Annotated in this window: 16 protein-coding genes; 6 read left to right on the forward strand and 10 right to left on the reverse strand. The window is 59.9% G+C overall.

Annotation, left to right across the window (positions count from 1 at the left end; translation table 11 throughout):
- The first annotated feature begins 1 nt into the window (after position 1).
- The 4 genes from ODJ80_RS02035 to ODJ80_RS02050 all read left to right on the forward strand — a co-directional run bounded on the left by ODJ80_RS02035 (position 2) and on the right by ODJ80_RS02050 (position 7,168).
- Positions 2-2,926 carry an acyl-CoA dehydratase activase-related protein gene (locus ODJ80_RS02035; RefSeq protein WP_263040690.1) on the forward strand — a complete coding sequence of 975 codons (2,925 nt, stop codon included), beginning with the start codon at positions 2-4 and terminating at the stop codon, positions 2,924-2,926.
- Between the two features lie 416 nt (positions 2,927-3,342).
- Positions 3,343-4,647, forward strand: a complete 1,305-nt coding sequence (locus tag ODJ80_RS02040) for a 2-hydroxyacyl-CoA dehydratase (RefSeq protein ID WP_263040691.1) — start codon at positions 3,343-3,345, stop codon at positions 4,645-4,647.
- An 88-nt stretch (positions 4,648-4,735) separates the two neighbouring features.
- Positions 4,736-5,596, forward strand: coding sequence for a DegV family protein (locus ODJ80_RS02045; protein ID WP_263040692.1), 861 nt, complete (start codon positions 4,736-4,738; stop codon positions 5,594-5,596).
- Positions 5,597-5,830: 234 nt separating this feature from the next.
- Entirely contained in the window at positions 5,831-7,168 is a 1,338-nt protein-coding gene (locus ODJ80_RS02050; RefSeq protein ID WP_263040693.1) for an MATE family efflux transporter, read from the forward strand.
- A gap of 48 nt (positions 7,169-7,216) precedes the next feature.
- On the opposite strand, the gene trxB is transcribed toward ODJ80_RS02050, so the two are convergent.
- From trxB to ODJ80_RS02080, 6 genes are all read right to left on the reverse strand, one after another.
- Positions 7,217-8,152, reverse strand: a complete 936-nt coding sequence (trxB, locus tag ODJ80_RS02055) for a thioredoxin-disulfide reductase (protein ID WP_263040694.1) — start codon at positions 8,150-8,152, stop codon at positions 7,217-7,219.
- A 20-nt stretch (positions 8,153-8,172) separates the two neighbouring features.
- Entirely contained in the window at positions 8,173-8,484 is a 312-nt protein-coding gene (gene trxA, locus ODJ80_RS02060; protein ID WP_178862976.1) for a thioredoxin, read from the reverse strand.
- Between the two features lie 121 nt (positions 8,485-8,605).
- Positions 8,606-9,322: an HAD family hydrolase gene (locus ODJ80_RS02065; protein WP_263040695.1), complete on the reverse strand. Its 717-nt coding sequence runs from the start codon at positions 9,320-9,322 to the stop codon at positions 8,606-8,608.
- A gap of 63 nt (positions 9,323-9,385) precedes the next feature.
- Positions 9,386-9,748, reverse strand: a complete 363-nt coding sequence (locus ODJ80_RS02070; protein WP_178862972.1) for a DUF1667 domain-containing protein — start codon at positions 9,746-9,748, stop codon at positions 9,386-9,388.
- Position 9,749: 1 nt separating this feature from the next.
- Positions 9,750-11,021, reverse strand: a complete 1,272-nt coding sequence (locus ODJ80_RS02075) for an NAD(P)/FAD-dependent oxidoreductase (RefSeq protein WP_263040696.1) — start codon at positions 11,019-11,021, stop codon at positions 9,750-9,752.
- Positions 11,022-11,024: 3 nt separating this feature from the next.
- Entirely contained in the window at positions 11,025-12,455 is a 1,431-nt protein-coding gene (locus tag ODJ80_RS02080) for an NAD(P)/FAD-dependent oxidoreductase (RefSeq protein ID WP_263040741.1), read from the reverse strand.
- A 239-nt stretch (positions 12,456-12,694) separates the two neighbouring features.
- Between ODJ80_RS02080 and xylB the strand changes: the two genes are divergently transcribed.
- Positions 12,695-14,224, forward strand: coding sequence for a xylulokinase (gene xylB / locus ODJ80_RS02085; RefSeq protein WP_178862968.1), 1,530 nt, complete (start codon positions 12,695-12,697; stop codon positions 14,222-14,224).
- Between the two features lie 92 nt (positions 14,225-14,316).
- Here the strand turns inward: xylB and ODJ80_RS02090 are convergent, their stop codons facing one another.
- Together ODJ80_RS02090 and ODJ80_RS02095 are read right to left on the reverse strand one after the other, a co-directional pair.
- The gene (locus ODJ80_RS02090) at positions 14,317-14,517 is read right to left on the reverse strand and encodes a helix-turn-helix transcriptional regulator (protein ID WP_263040697.1); all 201 of its coding nucleotides are present in this window, start codon (positions 14,515-14,517) and stop codon (positions 14,317-14,319) included.
- Positions 14,518-14,521: 4 nt separating this feature from the next.
- A complete protein-coding gene (locus tag ODJ80_RS02095) occupies positions 14,522-14,935 on the reverse strand; it encodes a hypothetical protein (protein ID WP_263040698.1) in 414 nt (137 codons plus the stop codon).
- A 441-nt stretch (positions 14,936-15,376) separates the two neighbouring features.
- Here ODJ80_RS02095 and ODJ80_RS02100 point away from each other — a divergent pair, with 441 nt between their 5' ends.
- Positions 15,377-18,637, forward strand: a complete 3,261-nt coding sequence (locus tag ODJ80_RS02100; protein ID WP_263040699.1) for an S-layer homology domain-containing protein — start codon at positions 15,377-15,379, stop codon at positions 18,635-18,637.
- Positions 18,638-19,029: 392 nt separating this feature from the next.
- Here ODJ80_RS02100 and ODJ80_RS02105 read toward each other — a convergent pair whose 3' ends face one another.
- Complete coding sequence (locus tag ODJ80_RS02105) at positions 19,030-22,311, reverse strand: S-layer homology domain-containing protein (protein WP_263040700.1); 3,282 nt, start codon at positions 22,309-22,311, stop codon at positions 19,030-19,032.
- Positions 22,312-22,466: 155 nt separating this feature from the next.
- Positions 22,467-23,918, reverse strand: a complete 1,452-nt coding sequence (locus tag ODJ80_RS02110) for a site-specific integrase (RefSeq protein WP_263040701.1) — start codon at positions 23,916-23,918, stop codon at positions 22,467-22,469.
- Between the last annotated feature and the right edge of the window lie 147 nt (positions 23,919-24,065).

The following is a 24,065-nucleotide window of genomic DNA, read 5'->3' on the forward strand; positions in this document are numbered from 1 at the left end:
TATGAAGATCGGTTTGGACGTGGGCTCCACCACCCTGAAATGTATGGTCTATGATGGGCAGGACCAGCCCATCTATCAGGAGTATGAACGGCACTTCTCCCAAATTGCCGAGAAGGCCTCTGGCATGCTTACCCGCATCCAGGAAAAGTTCCCCCAGACAAAGCGGGCCAGCCTGTGCGTGTCCGGTTCGGCGGGCATGGGCCTGGCGGAGGACCTGCATATCCCCTTTGTGCAGGAGGTGTACGCCACCCGCACCGCTGTGAAGAAGTACATCCCCCAAGCGGACGTGGTCATCGAGCTGGGGGGCGAGGACGCCAAAATCCTGTTCCTGGCCGGCTCTATGGAGGTGCGCATGAACGGCTCCTGCGCCGGCGGCACCGGGGCCTTTATCGACCAGATGGCCACGCTGCTCTCCATCACCCCCGAGGAGCTGAACACCATTGCCGGGCAGAGCCAGCGCTCTTACAGCATTGCCTCCCGGTGCGGGGTGTTCGCCAAGTCCGACATCCAGGCGCTTTTGAACCAGGGCGCCCAGAAAAACGACATCGCCCAGAGCATCCTCACCGCCGTGGTGAACCAGACCATTGCGGGCCTGGCCCAGGGCCGGGAGATTGAGGGCAAGGTGGTGTACCTGGGCGGGCCGCTGACCTTCCTCTCCCAGCTGCGGGCGGCCTTTGACCGCATTTTGGGCGTGGAGGGCCTGTGCCCGGAAAATTCCCTGTACTATGTGGCGGCGGGCGCGGCCCTCTCCCATACCGGCGAGGAGTTCGGCCTGGCGGAAATCACGGACCGCATCGCCCATTACAGCTCCAGCCACCACTACCAGAGCAGCGCCGCCCTCTTCCACGACGAGGAGGAGTATCAGGAGTTCCTCCTGCGCCACCAGAAGGACAGCGTCCCCACCGACGCCCCCCTGCTGGAGGACAAAGCGGCCTATGTGGGCATTGACGCCGGCTCCACCACGGTGAAGGCCGTGGCGGTCAACTCCAAGGAGGAGATCATCTTCTCCCGCTACCTGCCCAACTCTGGCAACCCGGTGCCCCTGGTGCGGGACTTCCTCCAGGAGCTCTACAAAAAGTTCCCGGATATCCAGGTCCTCTCCTCCGCCTCCACGGGCTACGGTGAGGAGATCATCAAAAACGCCTTCGGCCTGGACATGGGCGTGGTGGAGACCATTGCCCACTTCACCGCCGCCAAGAAGTTCGACCCCCAGGTGGACTTCATCATCGACATCGGCGGCCAGGATATCAAGTGCTTTAAGATCAAAAACGGCACCATCGACAACATCTTCCTAAACGAGGCGTGCTCCTCCGGCTGCGGCAGCTTTTTGCAGACCTTTGCCGGGGCCCTGGGCTATGAGATGGCGGACTTCGCCAAGCTGGGCCTCTTTGCCGACAGCCCCGTGGACCTGGGCTCCCGCTGCACGGTGTTTATGAACTCCTCTGTAAAGCAGGCCCAGAAGGACGGCGCCTCTATTGAGAATATCTCCGCGGGCCTTTCCACCAGCGTGGTGAAGAACGCCCTGTACAAGGTCATCCGGGTGGTGGACGCCCGCAGCCTGGGCGACCACATTGTGGTGCAGGGCGGCACCTTCTTAAACGACGCGGTGCTGCGGGCCTTTGAGAAGGAGATTGGCAAGTACGTCATCCGGCCCTCCGTCTCCGGGCTGATGGGCGCCTACGGCGCGGCCCTCTACTCCAAGGAGAAGGGCCGGGGCCGCAGCACCATCATCGGGCCGGAGGGGCTTACTTCCTTCACCCATGAGGTAAGGGCCATCACCTGCAACGGCTGCGAAAACCACTGCCGCCTGACGGTGAACACCTTCGCAAACGGCGCCCGGTACATCGCGGGCAACCGCTGCGACAAGCCCCTGAAAAAACAGAGCCCCACCTCCCAATACAACATGTACGACTACAAGCGGGAGCTTTTGAACTCCTACAAGCCCTGTACCGGCCCCCGGGGCACCATCGGCATCCCCATGGGCCTGAACATGTTCGAGCTGTACCCCTTCTGGTACACCTTCTTCACCAAGCTGGGCTTTGGAGTGTTCCACTCCCCGGAAAGCGACCGCAAGCTCTACTTCCGGGGCCAGCACACCATCCCCTCTGATACCGTATGCTACCCGGCCAAGCTGATGCACGGCCACATCGAGGCCCTGCTGGACCAGAAGCCCGACGCCATCTTCTACCCCTGCATGAGCTACAACCTGGATGAGCACCTGGGGGACAACCACTACAACTGCCCCGTGGTGGCCTATTATCCCGAGGTGCTGGACGCCAACATCGCCGCCCTGGAGAACGTGAAGTTCATCTACGACTATGTGGGCCTCCACCGGCGCAAGGACTTCCCCGGCAAGATGACTAACATCCTGGCCCAGTACTTCGACCCCATCCCGGAGAAGGAAGTGAAAGCCGCTTCCGACGCCGCCTATGAGGAGTACTACGCCCACATGGAGCGCATTCACAAGAAGGGCCAGGAGTATCTGGCCCTGGCCAAGGAGAAGGACCTGCCGGTGATCGTGCTCTCCGGCCGACCCTACCACCTGGACCAGGAGATCAACCACGGCATCGACAAGCTTATCTGCGAGTGCGGGGCCGTGCTGGTCACGGAGGACTCCGTCAGCGAGCTGGAGACCAAATTCCCCACCCACGTGTTGAACCAGTGGACCTATCACGCCCGGCTGTACGCGGCGGCCAAGTTCGTGGCCGACAGCGGCGACAAGCGCCTGAACCTGGTGCAGATGGTGTCCTTCGGCTGCGGCGTGGACGCCATCACCGGCGACGAGGTCCGCTCCATTTTGGAGGCCGGGGACAAGATCTACACCCAAATCAAAATCGACGAGATCACCAACCTGGGCGCCGTGCGCATCCGCCTGCGCAGCCTGTTCGCCGCTTTGGGGCTGGGAAGCGAGGCAACGCCTCACTAAGTCCGTGGCCGGACGGGACATGTCGCGGGGCGGGCCGCAAGACGGCCCTTGCTTTGTGAGAACTGTTCGCTAAGTGGTCGCGGTTTCCCGCTTCTTGTGATTCGCGGCACAAAATTTCCGGTACCCAGCTGCGAGTACGCTAACGAACGACAGCGCGGACATGCGCCGGCCTCTTGCACAGGCGCGAATGAAAAGTTCTTTGCCTGCTTTTTCAAGAAAGAACAGCGTGCCGGGCGGCATAAGCTGTCAGCGCGGGCCGCAAATTCGCTTTTCGCACCCAAGTTCTGCGGCGTCAGCCGCAGTGCGCGACTCAAAAGTTCTTTTCCTACTTTCAAGAAAGTAGGGTGGCACACCGAAGGTGTGTCCTTACACGTCTTTCCCGCCTGGGAAAGACGGGAAAGGAGAGATGTTTCCCTATGTCCGACAACGCCAACCGGGTGGAATTTACCCGGGAGATGAAAAAAGACTACACCATCATCACCCCCAACATGGCCCCCATCCACTTTGAGCTGATCAAAAACGTGCTGGAGAGCTTTGGCTACCACATTGACCTGCTGCGCACCACCGGCCGGGAGATCGCCGACGAGGGCCTGAAATACGTCCACAACGACACCTGCTACCCGGCGCTGCTGTCCATCGGCCAGCTGATGCACGCCCTGCACAGCGGCAAGTACAACCTCCACAAGGTAGCCCTGATTATGACCCAGACCGGCGGCGGGTGCCGGGCCTCCAACTACATCCACCTGCTGCGCAAGGCCCTGAAAAAGGACGGCCTGGACTTTATCCCCGTCATTTCTTTGAACCTTTCGGGGCTGGAGTCCAACTCTGGGTTCAAGATCACCCTTCCCATGATCCGCCGGGCCATTGCCGCCCTGACCTACGGCGACCTGCTGATGCTGCTGAAAAACCAGACCAAGCCCTATGAGGCCACCCCCGGCGAGAGCGACGGCCTGGTGGACACCTGGATTCAAAAGCTGACCTCCCTGTTCGAGGAGGGCAAGGCTTTCTCCCAGCGGGAGGTGCGGGAGTACTTCGAGCAGATCGCCCGCTCCTTCGCCGAAGTGAAGCGCCGGGACGTGGAGAAAATCAAAGTGGGCGTGGTGGGCGAGATCTACGTGAAATACTCCCCCCTGGCCAACAACGGCCTGGAGCAGTTCCTCTTCGAGCAGGACTGCGAGGTCATGGTGCCCGGCATCCTTTCCTTTATGATCTTCAAGGTGGACAACCGGCTGGAGGACATCCAGCTCTACGGCGGCAGCCAGGCGAAAAAACAGGTGTGCACCCTGCTGAAGTGGTACTTCACCAAGTATGAGACCGACCTGATCGCCGCGGTGAAGAAGTTCCCCCAGTTCACCGCCCCGGCGCCCTACTCCCATTTGAAAGAGCTGGCCGGCAAGGTGATCGGCTACGGCTGCAAAATGGGCGAGGGGTGGCTGCTTACCGCCGAGGCCATGGAACTGGTGGAGAGCGGCTATGGCAACGTGGTGTGCGCCCAGCCCTTTGGCTGCCTGCCCAACCACATTGTGGGCAAGGGCATGATCCGCAAGGTGAAAAAGCTCTATCCCCAGGCCAATATCGTCCCCATCGACTACGACCCCAGCGCCACCCAGGTCAACCAGGAAAACCGCATCAAGCTGATGCTGGCCGTGGCAAAGGAGCACCAGCGGGACAAGGAGGAAGCCCAGGGCCGCGGCGGGGCCGCTGTTCCGGCCCGGGCATAGGGGCCCACAGGGCAGCGCCCCCGGGCCGCACCACCATTGACAATTTCTTTTGGAGCCCCAACTAGGGCATGAGAGAGGATGTTTCAGCATGGCACAACGAAAAGTCATTTTGAGCGCCGACAGCACCTGCGACCTGGGCGAAGAGCTGAAAGCACGGTACGACGTGCACTACTACCCCTTCCACATCATCTTGGAGGGCCAGCAGTACCAGGACAACGTGGATATCCATGTGCAGGAGATCTACCAAGCCTATTACGACCGGAAGGTACTGCCCGCCACGGCGGCCATCAACGTGGCGGAGTATGTGGAGTACTTCCGCCCCTGGGTGGACCAGGGCTATGACGTGATCCACTTCTGCCTGGGCGGGGCCCTTTCCAGCGCCCAGAAAAACTGCGCCCTGGCCGCCCGGGAGCTGGACGGCCATGTGTTCCCCATCGACAGCTGCAGCCTTTCCACGGGCATCGGCCTGCAGATCATCGAGGCGGGGAACCGCATCCAGGCGGGGATGTCCGCGGCGGAGACCGCAGAGGCCATGAAGGGGATTATCCCCCGCTGCCACGCCAGCTTCATCCTGGACACCCTGGAGTTTATGAAGGCCGGGGGCCGGTGCTCCAGCGTGGTGGCCTTTGGGGCCAACCTGCTGTCCCTCAAGCCCTGCATCGAGGTGGACAACGCCGACGGCTCCATGCATGTGGGCAAGAAGTACCGGGGCACCCTGAAAAAGGTGCTGCCCCTCTATGTGCGGGACAAGCTGGCTCAGTACGGCAAGGTGAAGCAGGACCACCTGTTCATCACCTACTCCACCATCGACCCCTCCTATGTGGAGCTGGTGCGCCAGGCCGTGGAGGAGGTTATGGAGTTCCGGGAGATCCATGTCACAACAGCCAGCTGCACCATTGCCTGCCACTGCGGCCCCAACACCCTGGGCATCCTGTTCGAGACAGAATGAGGCCCCAAAACCGGTAAAAAGCGCCGTCCCCCTGGGGGACGGCGTTTTTTTTGCGGGCAGCTCCCTTTGGTTTGGGCTTCTGAAGGAAAAGCGGGAAGGGCGCCCACAGCTTTTGCGTGAAATTGCCAAAATTGCACAACGCTCTGGGGAAAAACGCAAAATCCCATTGACATTTCCCCTTTCTTGCGTAAAATGAAGCTGTTTTTGAATTTTTGCATGCGAGGTGCTTGCGCAGTGACAAAGGACATGACCTCTGGCTCGCCCATGAAGCTGGTGCTGCATTTTGCCATTCCCCTGATGTTTGGCAACCTGTTCCAGCAGTTTTACTCCATGGTGGACACCGTCATCGTGGGGCGGTTTTTGGGCACCAGCGCCCTGGCGGCGGTGGGCTCCACCGGCTCCATCAACTTTTTGATCGTGGGCTTCTGCATTGGCGTTTGCTCTGGCTTCTCCATCCCGGTGGCCCAGAGCTTCGGCTCGAAGAGCTTTGAGGATCTGCGGCGCTTTGTGGGGAATATCCTTTGGCTGGCGGTGGGCTTTTCGCTGCTGTTCACCGTGGCCACGGTGGCCCTCTGCCGCCCTATCCTGGAGTGGATGGACACCCCCGCGGACATCATCGGCGACGCCTACAACTACATTGTGGTGATCTTCCTGGGCATTCCCACCATCATCCTTTACAACGCGCTGGCCAGCCTGCTGCGGGCCCTGGGGGACAGCCGCACCCCCGTGGTGTTCTTGGTGGTGGCTTCCCTGCTGAACATCGCCCTGGACCTGTTCTTAATCCTGGTCATCCCCATGGGCGTGGCGGGGGCCGCCTGGGCCACGGTGATCTCCCAGGGGATCTCCGGCCTGGCGTGCCTGGGCTTTATCTGGAAAAAAGTGCCCGCCCTGCACATCTCCCGGGACGACCTGCGGCTGCGGGGCTTTTACCTGCGGCGACTGCTGGGCATGGGCGTTCCCATGGGGTTGCAGACCTCCATCACGGCCATCGGCAGCATCCTGCTGCAGGCCTCTGTCAACGGCCTGGGCTCTGTGGCGGTGGCCTCTGTCACGGCGGCCAACAAGCTCAACCAGCTGTTCGGCTGCGTCTTCGACGCATTGGGCGTCTCCATGTCCACCTATGGGGGGCAGAACATCGGCGCCCGCAGGGCAGAGCGCATCTTCCCCGGCCTGCGGGCAGGCATGGTGATTGGCAGCGTCTACTCGGTGCTGGCCCTTCTCCTCATCCTCTTTTTCGGCCGCCCCATGATGCTTCTCTTCGTGGACAGCAGCGAGACGGTCATCATTGGCCAGGCCTACCAGTTCATGGTAATCCAGGCCGCCTTCTTCATCCCCCTGGCGGGCGTCAACGTCATCCGCCTGCTGGTTCAGGGCATGGGCTACAGCAAGCTGGCCATGTTTGCCGGCGTGTTTGAAATGATTGCCCGGGGGGCTTTTGGGTTGTTCCTGGTGCCCCGGTTTGGCTTTCTGCTGGCCTGCTTTGCCAGCCCCATGGCCTGGCTTTTGGCAGACGCCTTCCTTATTTTCGCCTATTGCAGGGTAATGCGCCACGTCCGCCAGTTTGGGCGTTGAGGCCAAGACGCAGAACGGGCCGCCCCTTCTTGGGGCGGCCCGTTTCCTTTATCCGTTCTCTTTTACAGTTGTGGAGAAATACTCCTCGATGAAGTGGGCGGCCACGGCGCCGTCGCTGGCGGCGGTGACCACTTGGCGCAGGGGCTTCTTCCGCAGGTCCCCCACAGCGAACACGCCGGGCAGGTTGGTCTTTGTCGTCTCGCCCGCCAGGACATACCCGGCCTCGTCCAGCTCCACCTGGCCCCGCAGCAGCTCTGTGTTGGGGATGTGCCCCACCGCCACGAACACGCCGTCGCAGGGGATTTCCCGCAGCTGGCCGGTTTTTTTGTTTTTCACCCGCACGCCGGTTACGGTTTCCCCGTACAGCAACTCCTGGACCTGGCTGTCCCAAACGAACTCCACATTCCCCGCCTTTTGCAGGGGGTCCAGATAGACCTTGGAGGCCCGCAGCTCGTCCCGGCGGTGGATGAGGTACACCTTCTGGCACAGCCGGGAGAGGTACAGCACGTCCGCCACGGCGGTGTTGCCGCCCCCCACAACGGCCACGGTCTTGTTCCGGTAGAACATGCCGTCGCAGGTGGCGCAGTAAGAGACCCCCCGGCCCCGCAGCTCCCCCTCGCCGGGCAGGCCCAGCTCCCGGGGATGGGCCCCGCTGGCCAGCACCACCGTGCGGGCCTGGTAGGTGCCCCCCTGGGTGCGGACCTGCTTCACCGGGCCCTTCAGTTCCACACTGATGACCTCGGAGAGCTCTGTTTTGGCCCCAAAGCGCTCGGCGCCCTGTTTCATCTGCATGGCCAGCTCAAAGCCGCCAATGCCCTCGGGAAAGCCGGGGTAGTTGTCAATCACATCGGTGGTGCCCATCTGGCCGCCGGGGGTCAGCTTTTCCAGCACCAGGGTGGAAAGGTTGGCCCGGGCCGCGTAGAGGGCGGCGGTGTAGCCGCCGGGGCCGCCGCCTATCACGATCACATCATAGATCTGAGACATGGATAATCAGCTCGCTTTTTTTACTTGGTCATGGCCTCCAGCCGGGCCTTGGGCTGCACGCCCACCAGGGTCTCCTTCACCTGGCCGTTTTCAAACAGCATGGCGGTGGGAATGCTCATCACCCGGAACTGGGCGGCCAGGTCGGGCTCTTCGTCAATGTTGATCTTGCCCACTTTCACCTTTCCCTGGTTCTCCTGGGCAAACTCATCCACAATGGGGGAGAACATCTTGCAGGGGCCGCACCAGCTGGCCCAGAAATCCACCAGCACGGGGATGTCCGAGTTCAGAACTTCCTGCTGAAAATTGTCCTTGGTAATTGTTAAAACTGCCATGAGAAACCATCCTTTCTAAACAAATCCTACTAGGGTTATATTCGGTCCGTGTCCTTATGATACCCCATAGGAGGGCGGTTTCGCTGTTGCATTTGCAACAACACGAAATTTTTTCAAAGGATCATTGCACCCCGGCAAAGGATAAAAAGTCCGCAAAGCTGCCCTGGGGCACGGCGCTGATGTTCCGCCCCTTGGGGTTTAAGAGGCAGTCCGTCACCAGGTACACGCCAACGCCCTTCTCTAGGGCGGCGGTGTCCTCGGCGGCGTCGTTGCCCACCATCAGGCACTCTTGGGGGCGCTTGCCAATGTTCCGCAAAATCTCCCCATAATACTCTGGGTTGGGCTTGCAGGTGGTGTAGTTCTCATAAGCGGTGACGTGGGAGAAGTCCTCCGCCGCAAGCCCCACCCAAGAGAGCCGCGTCTCCACCCCCACCAGGGGGAAAATGGGGTTGGTGGCCAAAACCACGTCATAGCCCTTGGCCTTTAAGCCGTCAATGGCCCTGCGGGCCAGGGGGTTCTCCCCGCAGGCGGCCCGGGCACCGTGGAACTCGCTGGAATAGAAGCCATCGAACACGGGGCGCAGCTGGAGGACTTCCTCCCCCAGCTCCCCGGCGAAGGTGTCCCAAAAGCGCTTGTCGTTTGTCTCGGTGCCGTCGTTTTTCACCATGGCCTTGGTGCCCTTCCACACCGCGGCCACCAGGGTCTTGGGCTCATAGCCAAAGGGCGCGGCCTTTTTCGCCAGCAGCCCAAAATAGGTGTTGGTAAACTGTTCCAGCTCCATGGGGAGCAGGGTGCCGTCCAGATCGAACAGCACCGTGGTGATCTGTGGGTCCAGCATGTCAGGTCCTCCTTTTCACTGATAGTTTTTGAAAAGGGCCCGCCCCACGGCAGGCCCTTTCCCTTATTCCACAGCCTTGGTGGCCACAACGTCCACGCCGGTGCCGCAGACGTTCTCCACCACCACGTCCCCAATGTGCACCGGGGCCTGGACCTTCGCCGCCCGGATGGCCTCCATGCAGTCGAAGATCTTCCCCTTGGGGATGTCCGTCCTGGTGCGCACGCTCACCAGGGGCGCGCTGCCGCCTTCCACCTTCACTGTGGAGGTGACGGTGCGCTCCGGGGCGGTGACCTCCTTTTTGCCGTAGACCTCGCCCCGCTTGCAGGTGTTGCCCGTCACTTGGACTACCGCCCCGTTCCCGTCGGTCTCCACCTTCAGGGGGCAGCCCAGGGGGCAGCTGATGCAGGTCAACTCGATCACTGCCATATCACTGCGCCTCCTCTTCTTCCGCCACCACGCGGATCTCCTGTTCCGCGCCGGTGAGCCATTCTCTCTTAAAGATCACCTGCTCCATCTCTCCGGGGGCCATCACAGGCCGCTTGCGGGAGTAGAGCAGCTTATCGTCCCCAAAGACCTTCACCACGCCCTTGCGGATGTTCCGGCCCACCCGGAACCGGATGACCGTCTCCTCTCCCATGCGCTGGGGAGAGAGGCTCATGGGCACGGTGTAGCGGGCGGCGCCCTGGGGCTTTAAGGGGATCTCCCGGCCCTGGACCTCCCGCTGGCCCTGAACATAGGCCGCGGCGTGCTTGCCCGCCTGCTGGGCCTCCTCAGAGACGTAGTCCACCAGGTCGTGGACGTGGAGCACGTTGCCGCAGGCGAACACCCCGGGGATGCTGGTCTCCAGGCTCTCGTTGACCTGGGGGCCGTTGGTCACGGGGGAAAGCTCCACCCCCACAGCCTTGGAAAGCTCGTTTTCCGGAATCAATCCCACGGACAGCAGCAGGGTGTCGCAGGGGATGTGCTCCTCCGTGCCGGGGATGGGCTTCGATCTCTCGTCCACCTGGGCGATGGTCACCCCGGTGACCCGCTCCCTGCCCTGGATGTCGATGACGGTGTGGCTCAGTTTCAACGGGATGCCGTAGTCGTTCAGGCACTGGACGATGTTCCGCTTCAGGCCGCCGGAATAGGGCATCAGCTCGGCCACGCACTTGACCTTGGCGCCCTCCAGCGTCATCCGCCGGGCCATGATCAGGCCGATGTCGCCGCTGCCCAGGATGACCACCTCTTTGCCGGGCAGGTAGCCCTCCAGGTTGACAAGCCGCTGGGCGGTGCCCGCGGAGAAGATGCCCGCGGGCCGGGTACCGGGGATGTTCAGCGCGCCCCGGGGGCGCTCCCGGCAGCCCATGGCCAAGACAACGGCCCCGGCCTCCACAATCTGCAAGCCCCGCTCCCGGCTGACGCAGGTGACAAACAGGCTGTCCCCCTGGCGGGCCAAATCCACCACCGTGGTGGACACCCAGTGGGGGATGGCCATTTCCTCCGCTTTCTCAATGAACCGGGCGGCGTATTCCGGCCCGGTCAGCTCCTCCTTAAAGGTGTGCAGTCCAAAGCCGTTGTGGATGCACTGGTTCAAAATGCCGCCCAGCTCGGGCTCCCGCTCGATAATAAGCACGTCTTCCACGCCGCTTTCCCGGGCGGAAATGGCGGCGGCCAGGCCCGCGGGCCCCCCGCCGATAATCACAATCTCACGCTTCATGGCTCACACCTCCCCACGGGTCTTTTCCAGCACAATCTGGGCCTCTTTGCCGCTTTTGCGGATACCGGTCAAATCCAGGCCCAGCTCCTGAGAGAGCAGGTCCATCACCCGGGGGGAGCAGAACCCCGCCTGGCACCGGCCCATGCCGGCCCGGGTGCGGCGCTTGACGCCGTCCAGGGTCTTGGCCCCCAGAATGCCGTGGATAGCGTCCCGGATCTCCCCGTAGGAGACCTCCTCGCACCGGCAGACGATCTGCCCGTAGGCCGGGTCCTTCTGGATGAGGGCCGCCCGCTCCTCCACGGGCAGGTCCTTCACATGGGGCACCCCCTTGCGGCAGGGGTCAAAGTCCGGGTTTTCGGGCAGGCCCAGCTTCTCCCCGATAAGCCCCGCCAGGTACTCCCCAATGGCCGGGGCGCTGGTCAGTCCCGGGGACTCGATGCCCGCCGCGTCGAAGAAGCCAGGGGCGCTCTCCCCCAGGACGAAGTCGTCCCCGTCCTCGTGGGCCCGCAGGCCGGAGAAAGAGGTGATGACCTGCCGGGTGGGGATGTTCTTCACCCCCAGGGCGGATTTCTCCAGCACCTCCTGAAGCCCCTGGGCGGTGGTGGCGGTGTCCTCCCGGCTGCCGATATCCTTGGCGGTGGGGCCCAGCAGCAGGTTGCCGTGGACCGTGGGGGAGACCAGCACCCCCTTGCCGTATTTCCCGGGCAATTGGAACACCGTGCGGGACACATGGCCCCCGGCGGTGTGGTCCAGCAGGCAGTACTCGCCCCGGCGGGGGGTGATGTGCAGCTTGTCCGCGCAGACCCAGTTGTGCACTTCATCGGCGAACACCCCGGCGGCGTTGACCACCGCCCGGGCGGCATAGTCCCCCCGGCTGGTGTGGACCACCCAGCCCTCTTCCCCCGGCTCCAGGCCGGTGACCTGGGTGTCAAAGGAGAACTCCACCCCGTTTTTGGCGGCGCTCTCCGCCAGGCCCAGGGTCAGCTCAAAGGGGCACACAATGCCCGAGGTGTTGGCCAGCAGGGCCCCTTCCACTTCCTCCGAAAGGTTGGGCTCTAAGGCCCGGGCCTGCTCCCCCGTGAGCAGTTCCATGCCGGAGACGCCGTTTGCCACGCCCCGGTCGTACAGTTCTTTCAGCTTTGGCAGCTCCTCTTTTGAGAAGCACACCACAAAGGCGCCCACCCGCCGAAAGGGGATGTCCAGCTCCCCAGAGAGCTGGTCCATCATCTGGTTGCCCCGCACGTTCATTTTCGCTTTCATGGTGCCGGGCTCCGCGTCGAACCCGGCGTGCATAATGGCTGAATTGGCCTTGCTGGTGCCCTCGCACACATCCAGGGCCCGCTCCAGCACAACAAAGCGCCCCTTCCTGCGGGAGAGCTCTCTGGCCACCGCAGAGCCCGTCACACCGGCCCCCACAATGGCCACGTCATAAATCGCCATACTCCGCCCCTCCTATTTGGAAATTCCCCGGGCCTTTCCCGGGATTTGGCGTTGCCGCCTCACGGTTATTAGGATAGCACGATTTGCCTGTTCCCGCAAGGCCGAAATGCAGGAAAGGCGCCCGGCGGAAAAACCTTTCTCTCCCTTGACAGGCGGGGGAAAATCGAGGAAAATAAAAGGTAAGTTGTATAGACGTTTCCCCCCTGGGGGAACGGGGAAAGGACGGTATCGTTATGGAATATTTGATCGGCATTGACCTGGGCACCAGCGGCACGAAAACCGTACTCTTCGACCGGCTGGGGAAGGTCATCGCCAGCGCTACGGTGGAGTACCCCATGTACCAAGAGCGAAACGGCTGGGCCGAGCAGGACCCCCTGGACTGGTGGCACGCCTCTTGCGAGACTTTGCAGTCCGTCATCCAGCAGGGCGGGGTGGACCCCCGGGACATCAAGGGCCTGGGGATTTCCGGCCAGATGCACGGCCTGGTGATGCTGGACAAGCAGGGCCGGGTGCTGCGCCGGTCCATCATCTGGTGCGACCAGCGCACCGCCAGGCAGTGCGAGGAAATCACCCAGCGGGTGGGCAAGGAGCGGCTTATCCAGATCACCGCCAACCCGGCCCTGACGGGCTTTACCGCCTCAAAGATCCTGTGGGTGCGGGAAAATGAGCCGGAGCTCTACGCCCAATGCGCCCACATCCTGCTGCCCAAGGACTATGTGCGCTACATGCTCACCGGGGAGTTCGCCACCGAGGTTTCCGACGCTTCCGGCATGCAGCTGTTGGATGTGCCCCACCGCTGCTGGAGCCAGGAAGTGCTGGAAAAGCTGGACATTGACCCCGCTTTGCTGGCCAAGGTGTACGAGTCCCCGGAGATCACCGGCGCCATCACCCCAGAGGCGGCTGCCCTCACCGGCCTGGCCGCCGGCACCCCCGTGGTGGGGGGCGCCGGGGACAACGCCGCCGCGGCGGTGGGCACCGGCGTGGTGGCCGACGGCAAGGCCTTCACCACCATTGGCACCTCCGGGGTGGTGTTCGCCCACACGGATAACATTTCCATCGACCCCCAGGGCCGGGTGCACACCTTCTGCTGCGCCGTGCCCGGGGCCTGGCACGTCATGGGCGTGACCCAGGGGGCTGGGCTGTCCCTGAAGTGGTTCCGGGACAACTTCTGCCAGGCGGAGAAGGACACCGCCGCGGGCATGGGGGTGGACCCCTACGTCCTCATGGACCAGGAGGCGGGGCAGTCCCCCATTGGCTGCAACCGGCTGTTGTACCTGCCCTATCTGATGGGTGAACGCACCCCCCACCTGGACCCGGACTGCCGGGGCGTGTTCTTCGGCCTTTCGGCCATGCACACCAAGCGGGACCTGCTGCGGGCCGTGATGGAGGGCGTGACCTACTCCCAGCGGGACAGCGTGGAGATCCTGCGGGGCATGGGCGTAGAGCTGCGGGAGATGCTGGCCTGCGGCGGCGGGGGCACCTCTCCCCTGTGGCGGCAGATGCTGGCGGACACCTACAACTGCCCGGTAAAGACCGTGAAGTCCAAGGAGGGGCCGGCCCTGGGCGTGGCCATCCTGGCCGGCGTGGGCGTGGGGCTGTACCCCTCTGTTCAGGAGGCCTGCCAGGCCATGATCCAGCTGAACCCCGCCCAGGAGCCCATCCCGGAGAACGTGCCCCAGTACGAGGCCTTCTACCAGGTCTACAAGAGCCTGTACCCGGCCCTGAAGGAAAACTACAAGCTGCTGGCCGCCACCGGCGCCTGAGCAGCGGGAAACTGAAAACGCGTGAAAAAACGCCGTCCTCCGGGGCGGCGTTTTTTGCGTGCTTTTACCTGTGTCCCCCGGCCTGCGGCGCCTCAGTCCTCTGAAAAGAAGAACAGCTCCTCCACCGTGGTGTGGAACACCTTGGCGATATCCATGGCCAGCTTGAGGGACGGGTTGTACCGGCCGTTTTCCAGGTGGACGATGGTCTCCCGCCGGGCGCCCACCAGGGCGGCCAGCTCGCTCTGTTTCAGGCCCGCCCGTTCCCGGTACTCCTTCACTTTTGTGCGCAGCATGGTCTCACATCCCCCGCTTGTCGATGACGGTGAAGAGCACTGCCCGCGCCACCGTCAGGGCCAGCAGCCCGATGAGGAGAGCGTACCCCACCACGATGCCGGAGAAATCGGAGAACACGCAGAGCACCGCGGCCAGGACCAGCACCCCACAGGCGATCTTCAAGCAGATGGAATCGGTGGTTCTCAAATTTTCCCGGGCGAACTCGTCGAAGATGTCCCGGCGCTTGGCGTAGTAGAGCTGATAGGCGAACAGCCCGCCCGCCAAGGCCAGCACCGCCGACTGCGCATATAGGTACGAGGCGTGGAAGTCCGTGCGGGCGCACATCCAGTAGTACAGAAGCAGCAGCGCCGCCGGGGCGATCTTCAGGAACATCCATGCTCTCAGGTTGATGGTTTTCGTCTTCGCTTCGCTTTTCATAAGGGCTCTCCTCCATGTGAAATATTTGTAACTTCGTTGTGTTATAAATAGTTCACTTTCCATTCCTGCTGTCAACACAAAAGTGAAATATTTTTAACTTTTCTTTGAGAGTTCCCCCTCCCTGCCCCGCCAATGCCTCTCTTTTCCTCCACGAGCGCCTCTGCTGGGGCGGACGTTCAACTGCGTCTCTCTTCCTTTTCCCCTCTTTTCAGCCTTTTCCTGGCCTTTCCGGGCCAGTTTTTGCAAATGACAGTTTATAGATAACTTCAACTCGCGGGGAAAAAGCCCTGCGAGAATCTAAAATTTAAGAGGGTTGAAATTATGAAGAAAAGCAAGTTTCTGAAGAAATCACTTGCGATGCTTCTGGCTGTCATGCTGGTCGTCGCAATGATTCCGCTCAGCGCTGCGGCTGCGGCCTTGCCTACACTGGATGTACTTACAGTGGGTAGCGAGACTGTAGAGGCAGACGGCACCAGCTTCAGCGCCACCTATGGTACTGGTGCAACAACTGTCCAGGTGACACAGAATCTGCCTACGGGCGTTGATGTGGTGGCTGTTCAGAAGAATGGTTACACTACAGATTCACTGACGTCTGGCACGGCCGCTACACTGACACTCAGCAATTACATTGTGTCTGAGAATGTCTACACTATTCCCATCAAGGTTAGCCCCACTGCCAACGGCAGCTACGCCGGTAACGAGTCTGTTACCTACACCCTGACCCTGTCCCCTGAAACTCTCTCTACCGAGAACGGTATTGAGAAGGTTGCTGTGAATACCACCGGCACTAACGCTGGCGTCCTGTCTGCTTCTCTGGACAGCGCTAGCCACGAGGTGGATGTGGTCGTGGCTTATGGCTACACAGCCGGTAGTGGCCAGATTGTTGTCACTCCTGTGGAAACCGCTAATGCGGGTTCCGGCGCTGGCAAGGATCACATTGTCAGCGTAACAAACAACGCCAATTTCACCGTTGCTCCCGAGGCGGGCGAGTCTGTGGTCTGGACCGTGAAAGTGACCGAGGTCCCCGCCATCACCGCTCTGTCTGTGGCTGGCGTGGACGGCGTGTTCTCCGATGAGAGCAATCCCAAAGACAATAAAAATGAAACAATTACTGTAACTTTGGACCCTGAGGACATTGAGAATATCGAAGCCGAAGCTGATGGCACTACCTACAAGCTGCCGGTAGTTTACAGTGTGCTTGCCAACACCACTGTGAGCAATTCCGCGGGCTCCTTTGACAGCGGTGAAGAAATTGATTTTGCCACTCTCAAAACTGCGGGTTCTACTCAGACCATCACCGTTGCTAACGGTTCTGCGAGCATGACCTACAATTTGAAGGTTTCTGTCACCAAGAGCAACGACAACAGCGTGCAGGCCATTTGGGTCAACGGTATTCCTGCCACTGCTAATGGCAATAAATTCGATGTGACCCTGGACGATGGCACTACTTTAAGCGGTAGCCAGAAGGTCACCATCCGTGTTGCCAAGGGTGCTACTGTCGAAGCTAATGCTTTGGTAGCTGATACTACCCCCAGTGACACAACCAACGATGAGTATGATGAGTATTACTACACCACCACTGCTCTGGATTCCACTTTGACCTTCAATGTGGTTGCTGCTGACAAGACTTCCAAGCAGTACACGCTGACTGCCAAGGTGGCCACCGCGACCAGCGATGCCACTCTGACCAGCTTCACTCTGGAAGCTCCCGATGGCACGCAGTACAATACCACCATCAGCAATAACACCATTACCACTGCCCCCATTCCCTACATGACCACCAGCATTGCTGACTGGACCATGATTGCCGCTACTTCCGATGGCTCCCGCGCTTTGCTGGGCAGCACCGCCATTCGCAACCGTGAAACGGAATTTAGCGAAGGCAGCTTGACCGGTATCAGCGGCTGGACTGACGGCGAGAAGAAGACTATTTCCAACGCTGTGACTGTGAAGAGCCAGGGCGCTGATGGCACCGTTTCCACCTATAACCTGGTCATCACCTTTGCCAATGCCAGCACCAACAACACTCTGTCCGGCGTGGAAGTGACCGCCCAGAATCCTACTGCTGGTTCCACCGAAAAAGACGTTGTGGAAGCCATGGAGAATTCCAACACCTATAAGGCTTCCGTCGACGCCACCAATAAGACTATTACCATTAAGACCGCTTGGTCCCATCGTCAGGATTCCTATGCTGGCAATTATTATGTCAGTGACCTGACCACCGGCGGCGGTGTGGCTTATGCTTACACCAGTGGTACTGATGCAGTAACTAAAATTACTGCTCTGGATGGTACTAAGGATACAGGAGCTATCACTGCCTCCAATCTCAAGAACATCACTAAGATCATTGTTCTGCCTGAGACTGCTGCTAAGGTCATTGACGGTACTCCTAAGACCACTCTTGACGCTGGTATGGCTGCTGCTGGCACCATCTACGATGTGAAGTGGGATAAGGAAGCTGCCTCTACTGAGGCTTCTATGAGCGCTATCTCTGTGGGTGACACCAAGCTGTCTCTCACCAGTGCTGCTGGCGGTGTGCAGATTACCGGCACTATCCCCTATGGTCTGACTGTTGATGAGGACGATACTCTGACCGAGGATAACACCTACTTCCTGAACTACACCATTTCCAACTATGCTTCCTTGAGCGATGGAACGAATGCCTTTAATGTGAATGGTATTCCTGAGGGTGAGACTGAGGCCCAGGATGCTGATACTGACAATGCCAAGGTTGCCTTTGTCCGTGCTGAGGACAACAAGGTTGTAGTGAAGGTTTGGACTGGTGCCTCTCAGACTGCTGGGGATGCCACCGCACTTTCTAAACTGGTTGTTACTGCTGAAAATACCACCGCTAAAAACGACTATAGCTTCAATCTTAAGCATGCCAACGCCAACACCGGTGCTGAGCTGACCAGCTTTAAGCTGGGTAACATCAGTGGCTCCATCAGCGGCCAGAACATCACCGTGGCTCTGCCCTTTGGCGCTAATCTGTACGGCCAGGTGGCTACCTTCACTACCTCTGAGGGTGCTGAGGTTTATCTGGGTTCTGTTAATCCCAGCAACCTGCTGACCAGCGGTGAGAGCGTGCTGAATGTTTCCAGCCCTGTCACCTTGAAAGTTCAGTCTGAAGCTGGCAACCGTACTGTTTCTTACACCTTGAAGGCCACCACTGCGGACCAGTTCTCCGACGTTGACACGAACGACTGGTACTACAACAACGTGATGCGTGCAGTGGAGCTGGGCATCCTGTCCGGTTACTCTGACGGCACCTTCAAGCCGATGAACAACATCACCCGCCGCGACTTCGCCATCATGCTGGCACAGTCCCTGGGCCACGACAACGACGAGGAAGCCACTTCTCCCTTCAAGGATGTGGCCGACACCGACTACGGCGTGAGCTCTATCGCTTACTTGTATGAGAACGAGATCACCGTGGGCGACAGCAACGGCAACTTCAATCCCGACGCCAACATCACCCGTCAGGAAGCTGCTATCATGCTGGTGAAGGCCTTCGAGGCCACCGGCACCTCCAGCGACCTGTACGCGGATGACGCGCAGATTGCTTCTTGGGCGAAGAGCTTTGTGTACACCGCCAAGGCCGCTGGCCTGATGAAGGGCGATGACCACAACGAGTTCAACCCCACTGACAGGCTTACAAGAGCTGAAGCCGCGTCCGCAATGGTCAACGCGGTTGATAACTGAGGTTTCAACTCTACTTAATTTTATGATTACCCCATAGGCAGGAGGGACAGCGAAAGCTGTCCCTTTTGTCTTGCCTGGGGGCCTGTGAGCGGGCAGGACAATCTGCCCTTATGCCCGCGGAGGGCGGAGAAGTGAGCAGACAGCGGCAGAGGCCGCTATTTTCAAAAAAGCACGGCCTGAACAGCAAGGCACTGAAAAGGAAAACCCAAAGCGTTTGCAGGCGGATCTTTTGCTGAACAGCGCAAAAAAGCCAGACAGAAGGGCCTTCCCTCTGCCTGGCTTTCTCTTTTGTCCTTCTGTGCAACCTTCTTCCGGGAAAAGGGCAAGGGCGCCGCCTTCCGGCAGCGCCCTCGTCCTATGGGGTAATCATAAAATTAAGTAGAGTTGAAACCTTATTTCATCGCGTTGACCATAATGGACGCGGCCTCAGCTCTTGTAAGCGTAGAAGTGGGATTGAAGTTGTTGTTGTCATCCCCGTTGAAGACACCGGCAGCCTTGCAGGCGTACACATTGGCCTTGGCCCAGGTGGCGATGGCGGCGTCGTCAGCGAACAGTTCGCTGGTGGTGCCGGTCAGCTCCAGGGCGTTCTTCATCACGGAAGCAGCCTCCTGGCGGGTGATGTTGTCGCCAGGACGGAACTCGCCGTCGAAGCCGGAGATGATGCCGTTCTCGGCGCAGTAGGCGATGGCGTTCAGAGCGTAGTCATCGGCGGACACGTCGGAGAAGGGAGTGGTGGTGGCTTCGGGAGCGTCCTCGCCGTCCAGCAGCAGCTTGCTGACCATGATGGCGAAGTCGCGGCGGGTGATCCGGTCATTGGGGCCAAAGGTGCCGTCGCCGCGGCCGGACACGATGCCGGCTGCCACAGCGTCCATCACGTTGTCATAGTAGTTCACATCGGAGAACTGTGCCGCGGTGGTAGCGGTCAGCGTGTAGACGTTGGTGGTGGCGCCGTTTTCGGAGGTGACAGTAATCTTCAGACCATTGCGGATGTCATAGGTCTTATCGGGGTTCTTGGGATCATAGTTGGGGAAGGACACAGCTGCCATAGTGGAGGCGGTGATGTCCAGGGTGACCTGGCCCAGGTTGGTGCCGAAGGGCAGGCTCACGGTAACGGTCTTGGCGGTGTTATTGATGGTGGCGGAGGTGTTGTTCACCTTCACGCTGGTCAGCAGAGCGCCAGTGTTGGCGTCCTTAGTTTTGATGTCCTTGACAGTATAAGTCTTGGTATCAGTGCCATTCTGAGCAGTGACAGTCAGGGTAGTGACTTTCACGTTACTAGCATCGTACAGATAATACTTGTCATCAGTATCCTTGGCAACATGGAAAACAGGATTTGTAGCCGTGTTGCCAACTTCCTCCAGCTGACCCTTATCGGAGTTCCAGTTCTGCTCGCCGCCGCTGATCAGGTCCGTACCGTCAACACTCAGGCTGGCACCCGTGGAAACGGTGAAGTCAAAGAAGAACGCAGTACCGCGAGTAGCATAGCCATAGGGCACAGTCAGGGTGATCTCGTTGGCGTTAGCCCCGCCGATGGTAGCGGTGACGGCCTTGTCGTCAGCGGAGATAGCGGTCAAACGAGCAGCGTCGCTCTTGGCAGTCTCCGTCACCTTGAAGGTGTACTCAGTGTAATGGCCAGCAAAATTGTTCTTAATCTTGGTGTAGCTGTCGGCCTTCTCGTCGCTGGTAGCGATGGCATAGGCCAGGGTCTCATCAACAACGAGATACTTCTTATCCTTGTCAAACTGAGCAACCGCAGAAGCGGCGTCACCAGTCTTCTTGTCGAAGTCGGCCTTTACTTCATCACCCAGCTCACCGCTGGTGATGTTGTACAGCTTGGCGCCCTCGGACAGGGTGAAGTTGGCAAACAGGGCGTCCACATCCGTGCCCTGGGGCACAGAAACCTTCAGCTCGGAGCCGGAAACAGTCACATCGTAGTCCACATTGTTGTTGTAGCCCACTTCGTTGATGTTCTCAGCATCGGTCAGGACGAAGTCAGAGATAGCCTTGCCGGTCTTGGCAGCTTCCTTGGTGAACTTCACAGTGTAAACCTGCTCGTTGTCGTTATCCGTGGAAGTGGCAGTGATCTTGCCGCCGTCCTTCACAGTGAAAGATGCCTTAGCGGTGTCTTCGTTAGTAGTGGTCAGAGCGGTCTTAGCCAGAGTGTACTCAGCACCCTTAACATCCGCATCCAGAGTGGAGTAGGGCACAGTGAAGGTGATGGTCAGGCCGGAAATGGAAGCAGTGTACTCCTTCTCCTCACCATTTTCATCGGTAATGGTCATCTTGGCGGAGGTGATCTGAGGATTGTTGTTCTCTTCCTCAGCCTGGGTGACAGTCAGGTTGTAGTAAACCTGTGTCTCGCCGTCAGCAGCCTTTACCAGAAGACGGACAGGATTGGTGCAGTTAACATCTGCGATAACAGTGCTCTTGCCTTCTGTGTCAAAAGTGGCGGTCTTGCCATCCTGGCCAACAACCTCGATAGAGGGAGTGCCGGAAGCAGCGCCAGTATAAGTGATGGGGCCTTCAAAAGCCAAGTCAACAGCGTTCAGACTATCATTCTTAGAAATGGTAGCAGTCAGATTGGTGCCGTTCACAGTACCGGTCTCACCGTTGGCGGTGAAAGCGTCGATGGTGGTGTCAGAACCCTCACGGACGAACTGCAGGCTGTAGTAACGGGTGTAGGAGATATCTTCGTCCTCTCCGGCTACGGTCGTACTGGTCAAAACCAGATCAGAAGGAGTGCCTTCCAACATGTCGACAAAATTGAACTCCTTGCCGGAAACGAGAGTCTCGCCGTCCAGAGTAGCCGCGGAATAGTTGGAGCCAACTTCCAGAACAGGGATGAGGTTCAGCTCATCGTTGTCATCGGCCTCCAGGTCGGCGGGGATGGTGAAGGTGATCTCGCCAGTCTCATAACCCTTGTCGGCAACACTGTTTTCCTCATCTTCGATTTCGAACTTGCCCTCGTAGTCGCCGATGGTGATGGACTCCAGGCCGGTCTCTTCCACAACATACACGTTGTAGGACAGGTCGGTCTTGTTATCCTCGGTGGTGTTCTTAATGACATCGGCCTTAGCTTCCTTCTTGTTGGTGCCAACGGTACCGCCAAAGGTGCCGGAGATCTCATCCTGAGTGCAACCCTCAAACTTCACAGTGTAAGCCTTGGTATCAGTGTAACCAAAGGGCACGGTGAAGGTGATGTCGCTGCCAGAGATGCGGCCCTCGTACTTGCCGTCCAAGGTGGCCTTGGTAGCAGTGCCGGAGGTGGCAGCAGCAGCCATGGTCCAGTTCACAGTGTAGGTCTCGCTCTTCTCGTTCTGTGCATTGGTCACATAGAAGCGGAAGGGAACAGGATTGTTGTCCTTGTCACGCTCCAGAGAGATACCAGCAGCAGGGAGCGCAGTCTCAGAACCGTCGGCTTTAATAACCGTGACAGTATCCTGAGAATTCCCCAGCTGAACTGTCATTTCAGGCAGGGCATCGTTAGCGTCATAGGGGAACTCGATGCTCCAAGTGGGAGCAGAGCCCTCCAGGTCGCCGCCGCTGAGAGAGACAGGCGTAACATCATACGCCGGCTCATAAGCAGCCGCAGCGCTGAGCGGAATCATTGCGACGACCAGCATGACAGCCAGAAGCATCGCAAGTGATTTCTTCAGAAACTTGCTTTTCTTCATAATTTCAACCCTCTTAAATTTTAGATTCTCGCAGGGCTTTTTCCCCGCGAGTTGAAGTTATCTATAAACTTCAACTTTCGGGGGCGGGGCTGTGGAAAACTGCGGCCCCAGAAGCGCGGCCGGGTGGGGGAGAGGGGATGCTCTTCAACAAATGTTCAACTTTCCCCTTTTTTCTTGGGGGAGGCGCCGTCCGCCGGGGCGGGGGCCTGGGCCTGTTCCCGGGTGGTGAGCAGCACGTCCGCCATGCAGTCGCTGATGCGGCTCTCCGCCTGCTGCATCACATGGCTGTAGATGCTGGTGGTGGTGGAAACGCTGCTGTGGCCCAGCCGGTGGCTTATGCTGACGCTGTCCACCCCATGGAAGAACAGCATGCTGGTCATGGTGTGGCGGAAGGCATGGGGGTTCAAGTGGGGCAGGCCGTGCCGTTTCTGGAACCGCACCAGCCAGTTCCCCAGCTGGCTGGGATTCATCCGCCCGCCCCGCTCCCCGGGGAACACATAGGGCGATTCCTCCCACCTCTCGCCCAGCTCTTCCTTCAGGGCCTGCTGCCACTGGCGGTACTCCGTCAAAAGGGCCATGGTCTCCTCTGGCAGCTTGATCATCCGCACCGAGTCCCGGGTCTTGGGGCTGCCCTCATACACGCCCCGGTCCCCGGCGTAAAGCAGGGTGCAGTCAATGTGGATCTGCCCATTTTCCCAGTCCACATGATCCCATTTCAGGCCCAAAAGCTCCCCCCGCCGGCAGCCGGAGACCAGCAGCAGGTGCACCGCTGCCCTCCACTTGATGGGCTCGGCCTCCAAAGCCCGCAGGATCTTTCCCACCTCTTCCATTTGGAAATAGTTGGGGTCGTGGGCCTCCCGCTTGGGGGGAGAGGCCCGGTGGGCCGGGTTTAAGGGAATGCGCATCTCCTTTTCCGCCTGCCCCAGCACGATGGAAATGACCAGGTGGCAGTTCATAATGGTGCGGCTGCTCAGGCATTTCTCCTCCCGCTGGGTGGAAAACAGCAGGGAATAGGGCAGCTCCAGCGCCTGGGCGATGCGCCGGGCAGTGGCGGGCTTTACGGCTTCTCCCTGGCGCAGGCGCTCCAGGCTGACCCGCTTTCCGTCGCTGCCCGTCACGCAGGCCGATTCCCCCCGGGCCTCCACCACCTGCCAAAGGGCCGGGCGGGCCGCCGCCTTTTCGTTGTCCTCCCGGGCCTCCGGCAGGGAGAGCTGCTGGTACACATAGTTCAAGTGCTGGGGGCGGATCTCCCCCAGCCGCAAATGCCCCAAAAAGGGCAGCACCCGCTTCAAGCTCTGCCGGTAGTGGACCAGTGTCAGGTGTTTCAGGCCCGTGCGCTCTTTCAGCTCCATCACATATTCGGCGTACTGGGCAAAGGTCTGCCTTCCGTCTGTCAGGTATCCCTCCCGGCACTGGCGCTCAAACACGGCCGCCTGCTTTTCCGCCTCCTTTCGGGCCCGCTTCTCGCTCCAGCCCTCGGGCACATGCCAGGTCATGGTGTAGGGGGTAAGCTGTTTGCCGGTGCGGGGGTCCCGCCCCTTGTACACGCGGATGCTGTAAGACACCACCGCTCCTTCTTGGTTTCTCCGAGCCTGCAAATACGCCATTCCATACTCCTTCCCGCGGCTGCTTTCCCGCCGCTTTTACAAGATTTTCTTTAGGATAGAGTGGGAACGCCTTCCCTGTCAAACCGCCCCTTCCCGTTCAACTTTTTTTCAAGTCCGTGGCCGGCCCAGTGCCTGGGCTCTCAAGTC

It is taken from the genome of Acutalibacter sp. LFL-21 (genome assembly GCF_025630755.1).
GTDB lineage: Bacteria > Bacillota > Clostridia > Oscillospirales > Acutalibacteraceae > Acutalibacter > Acutalibacter stercoravium.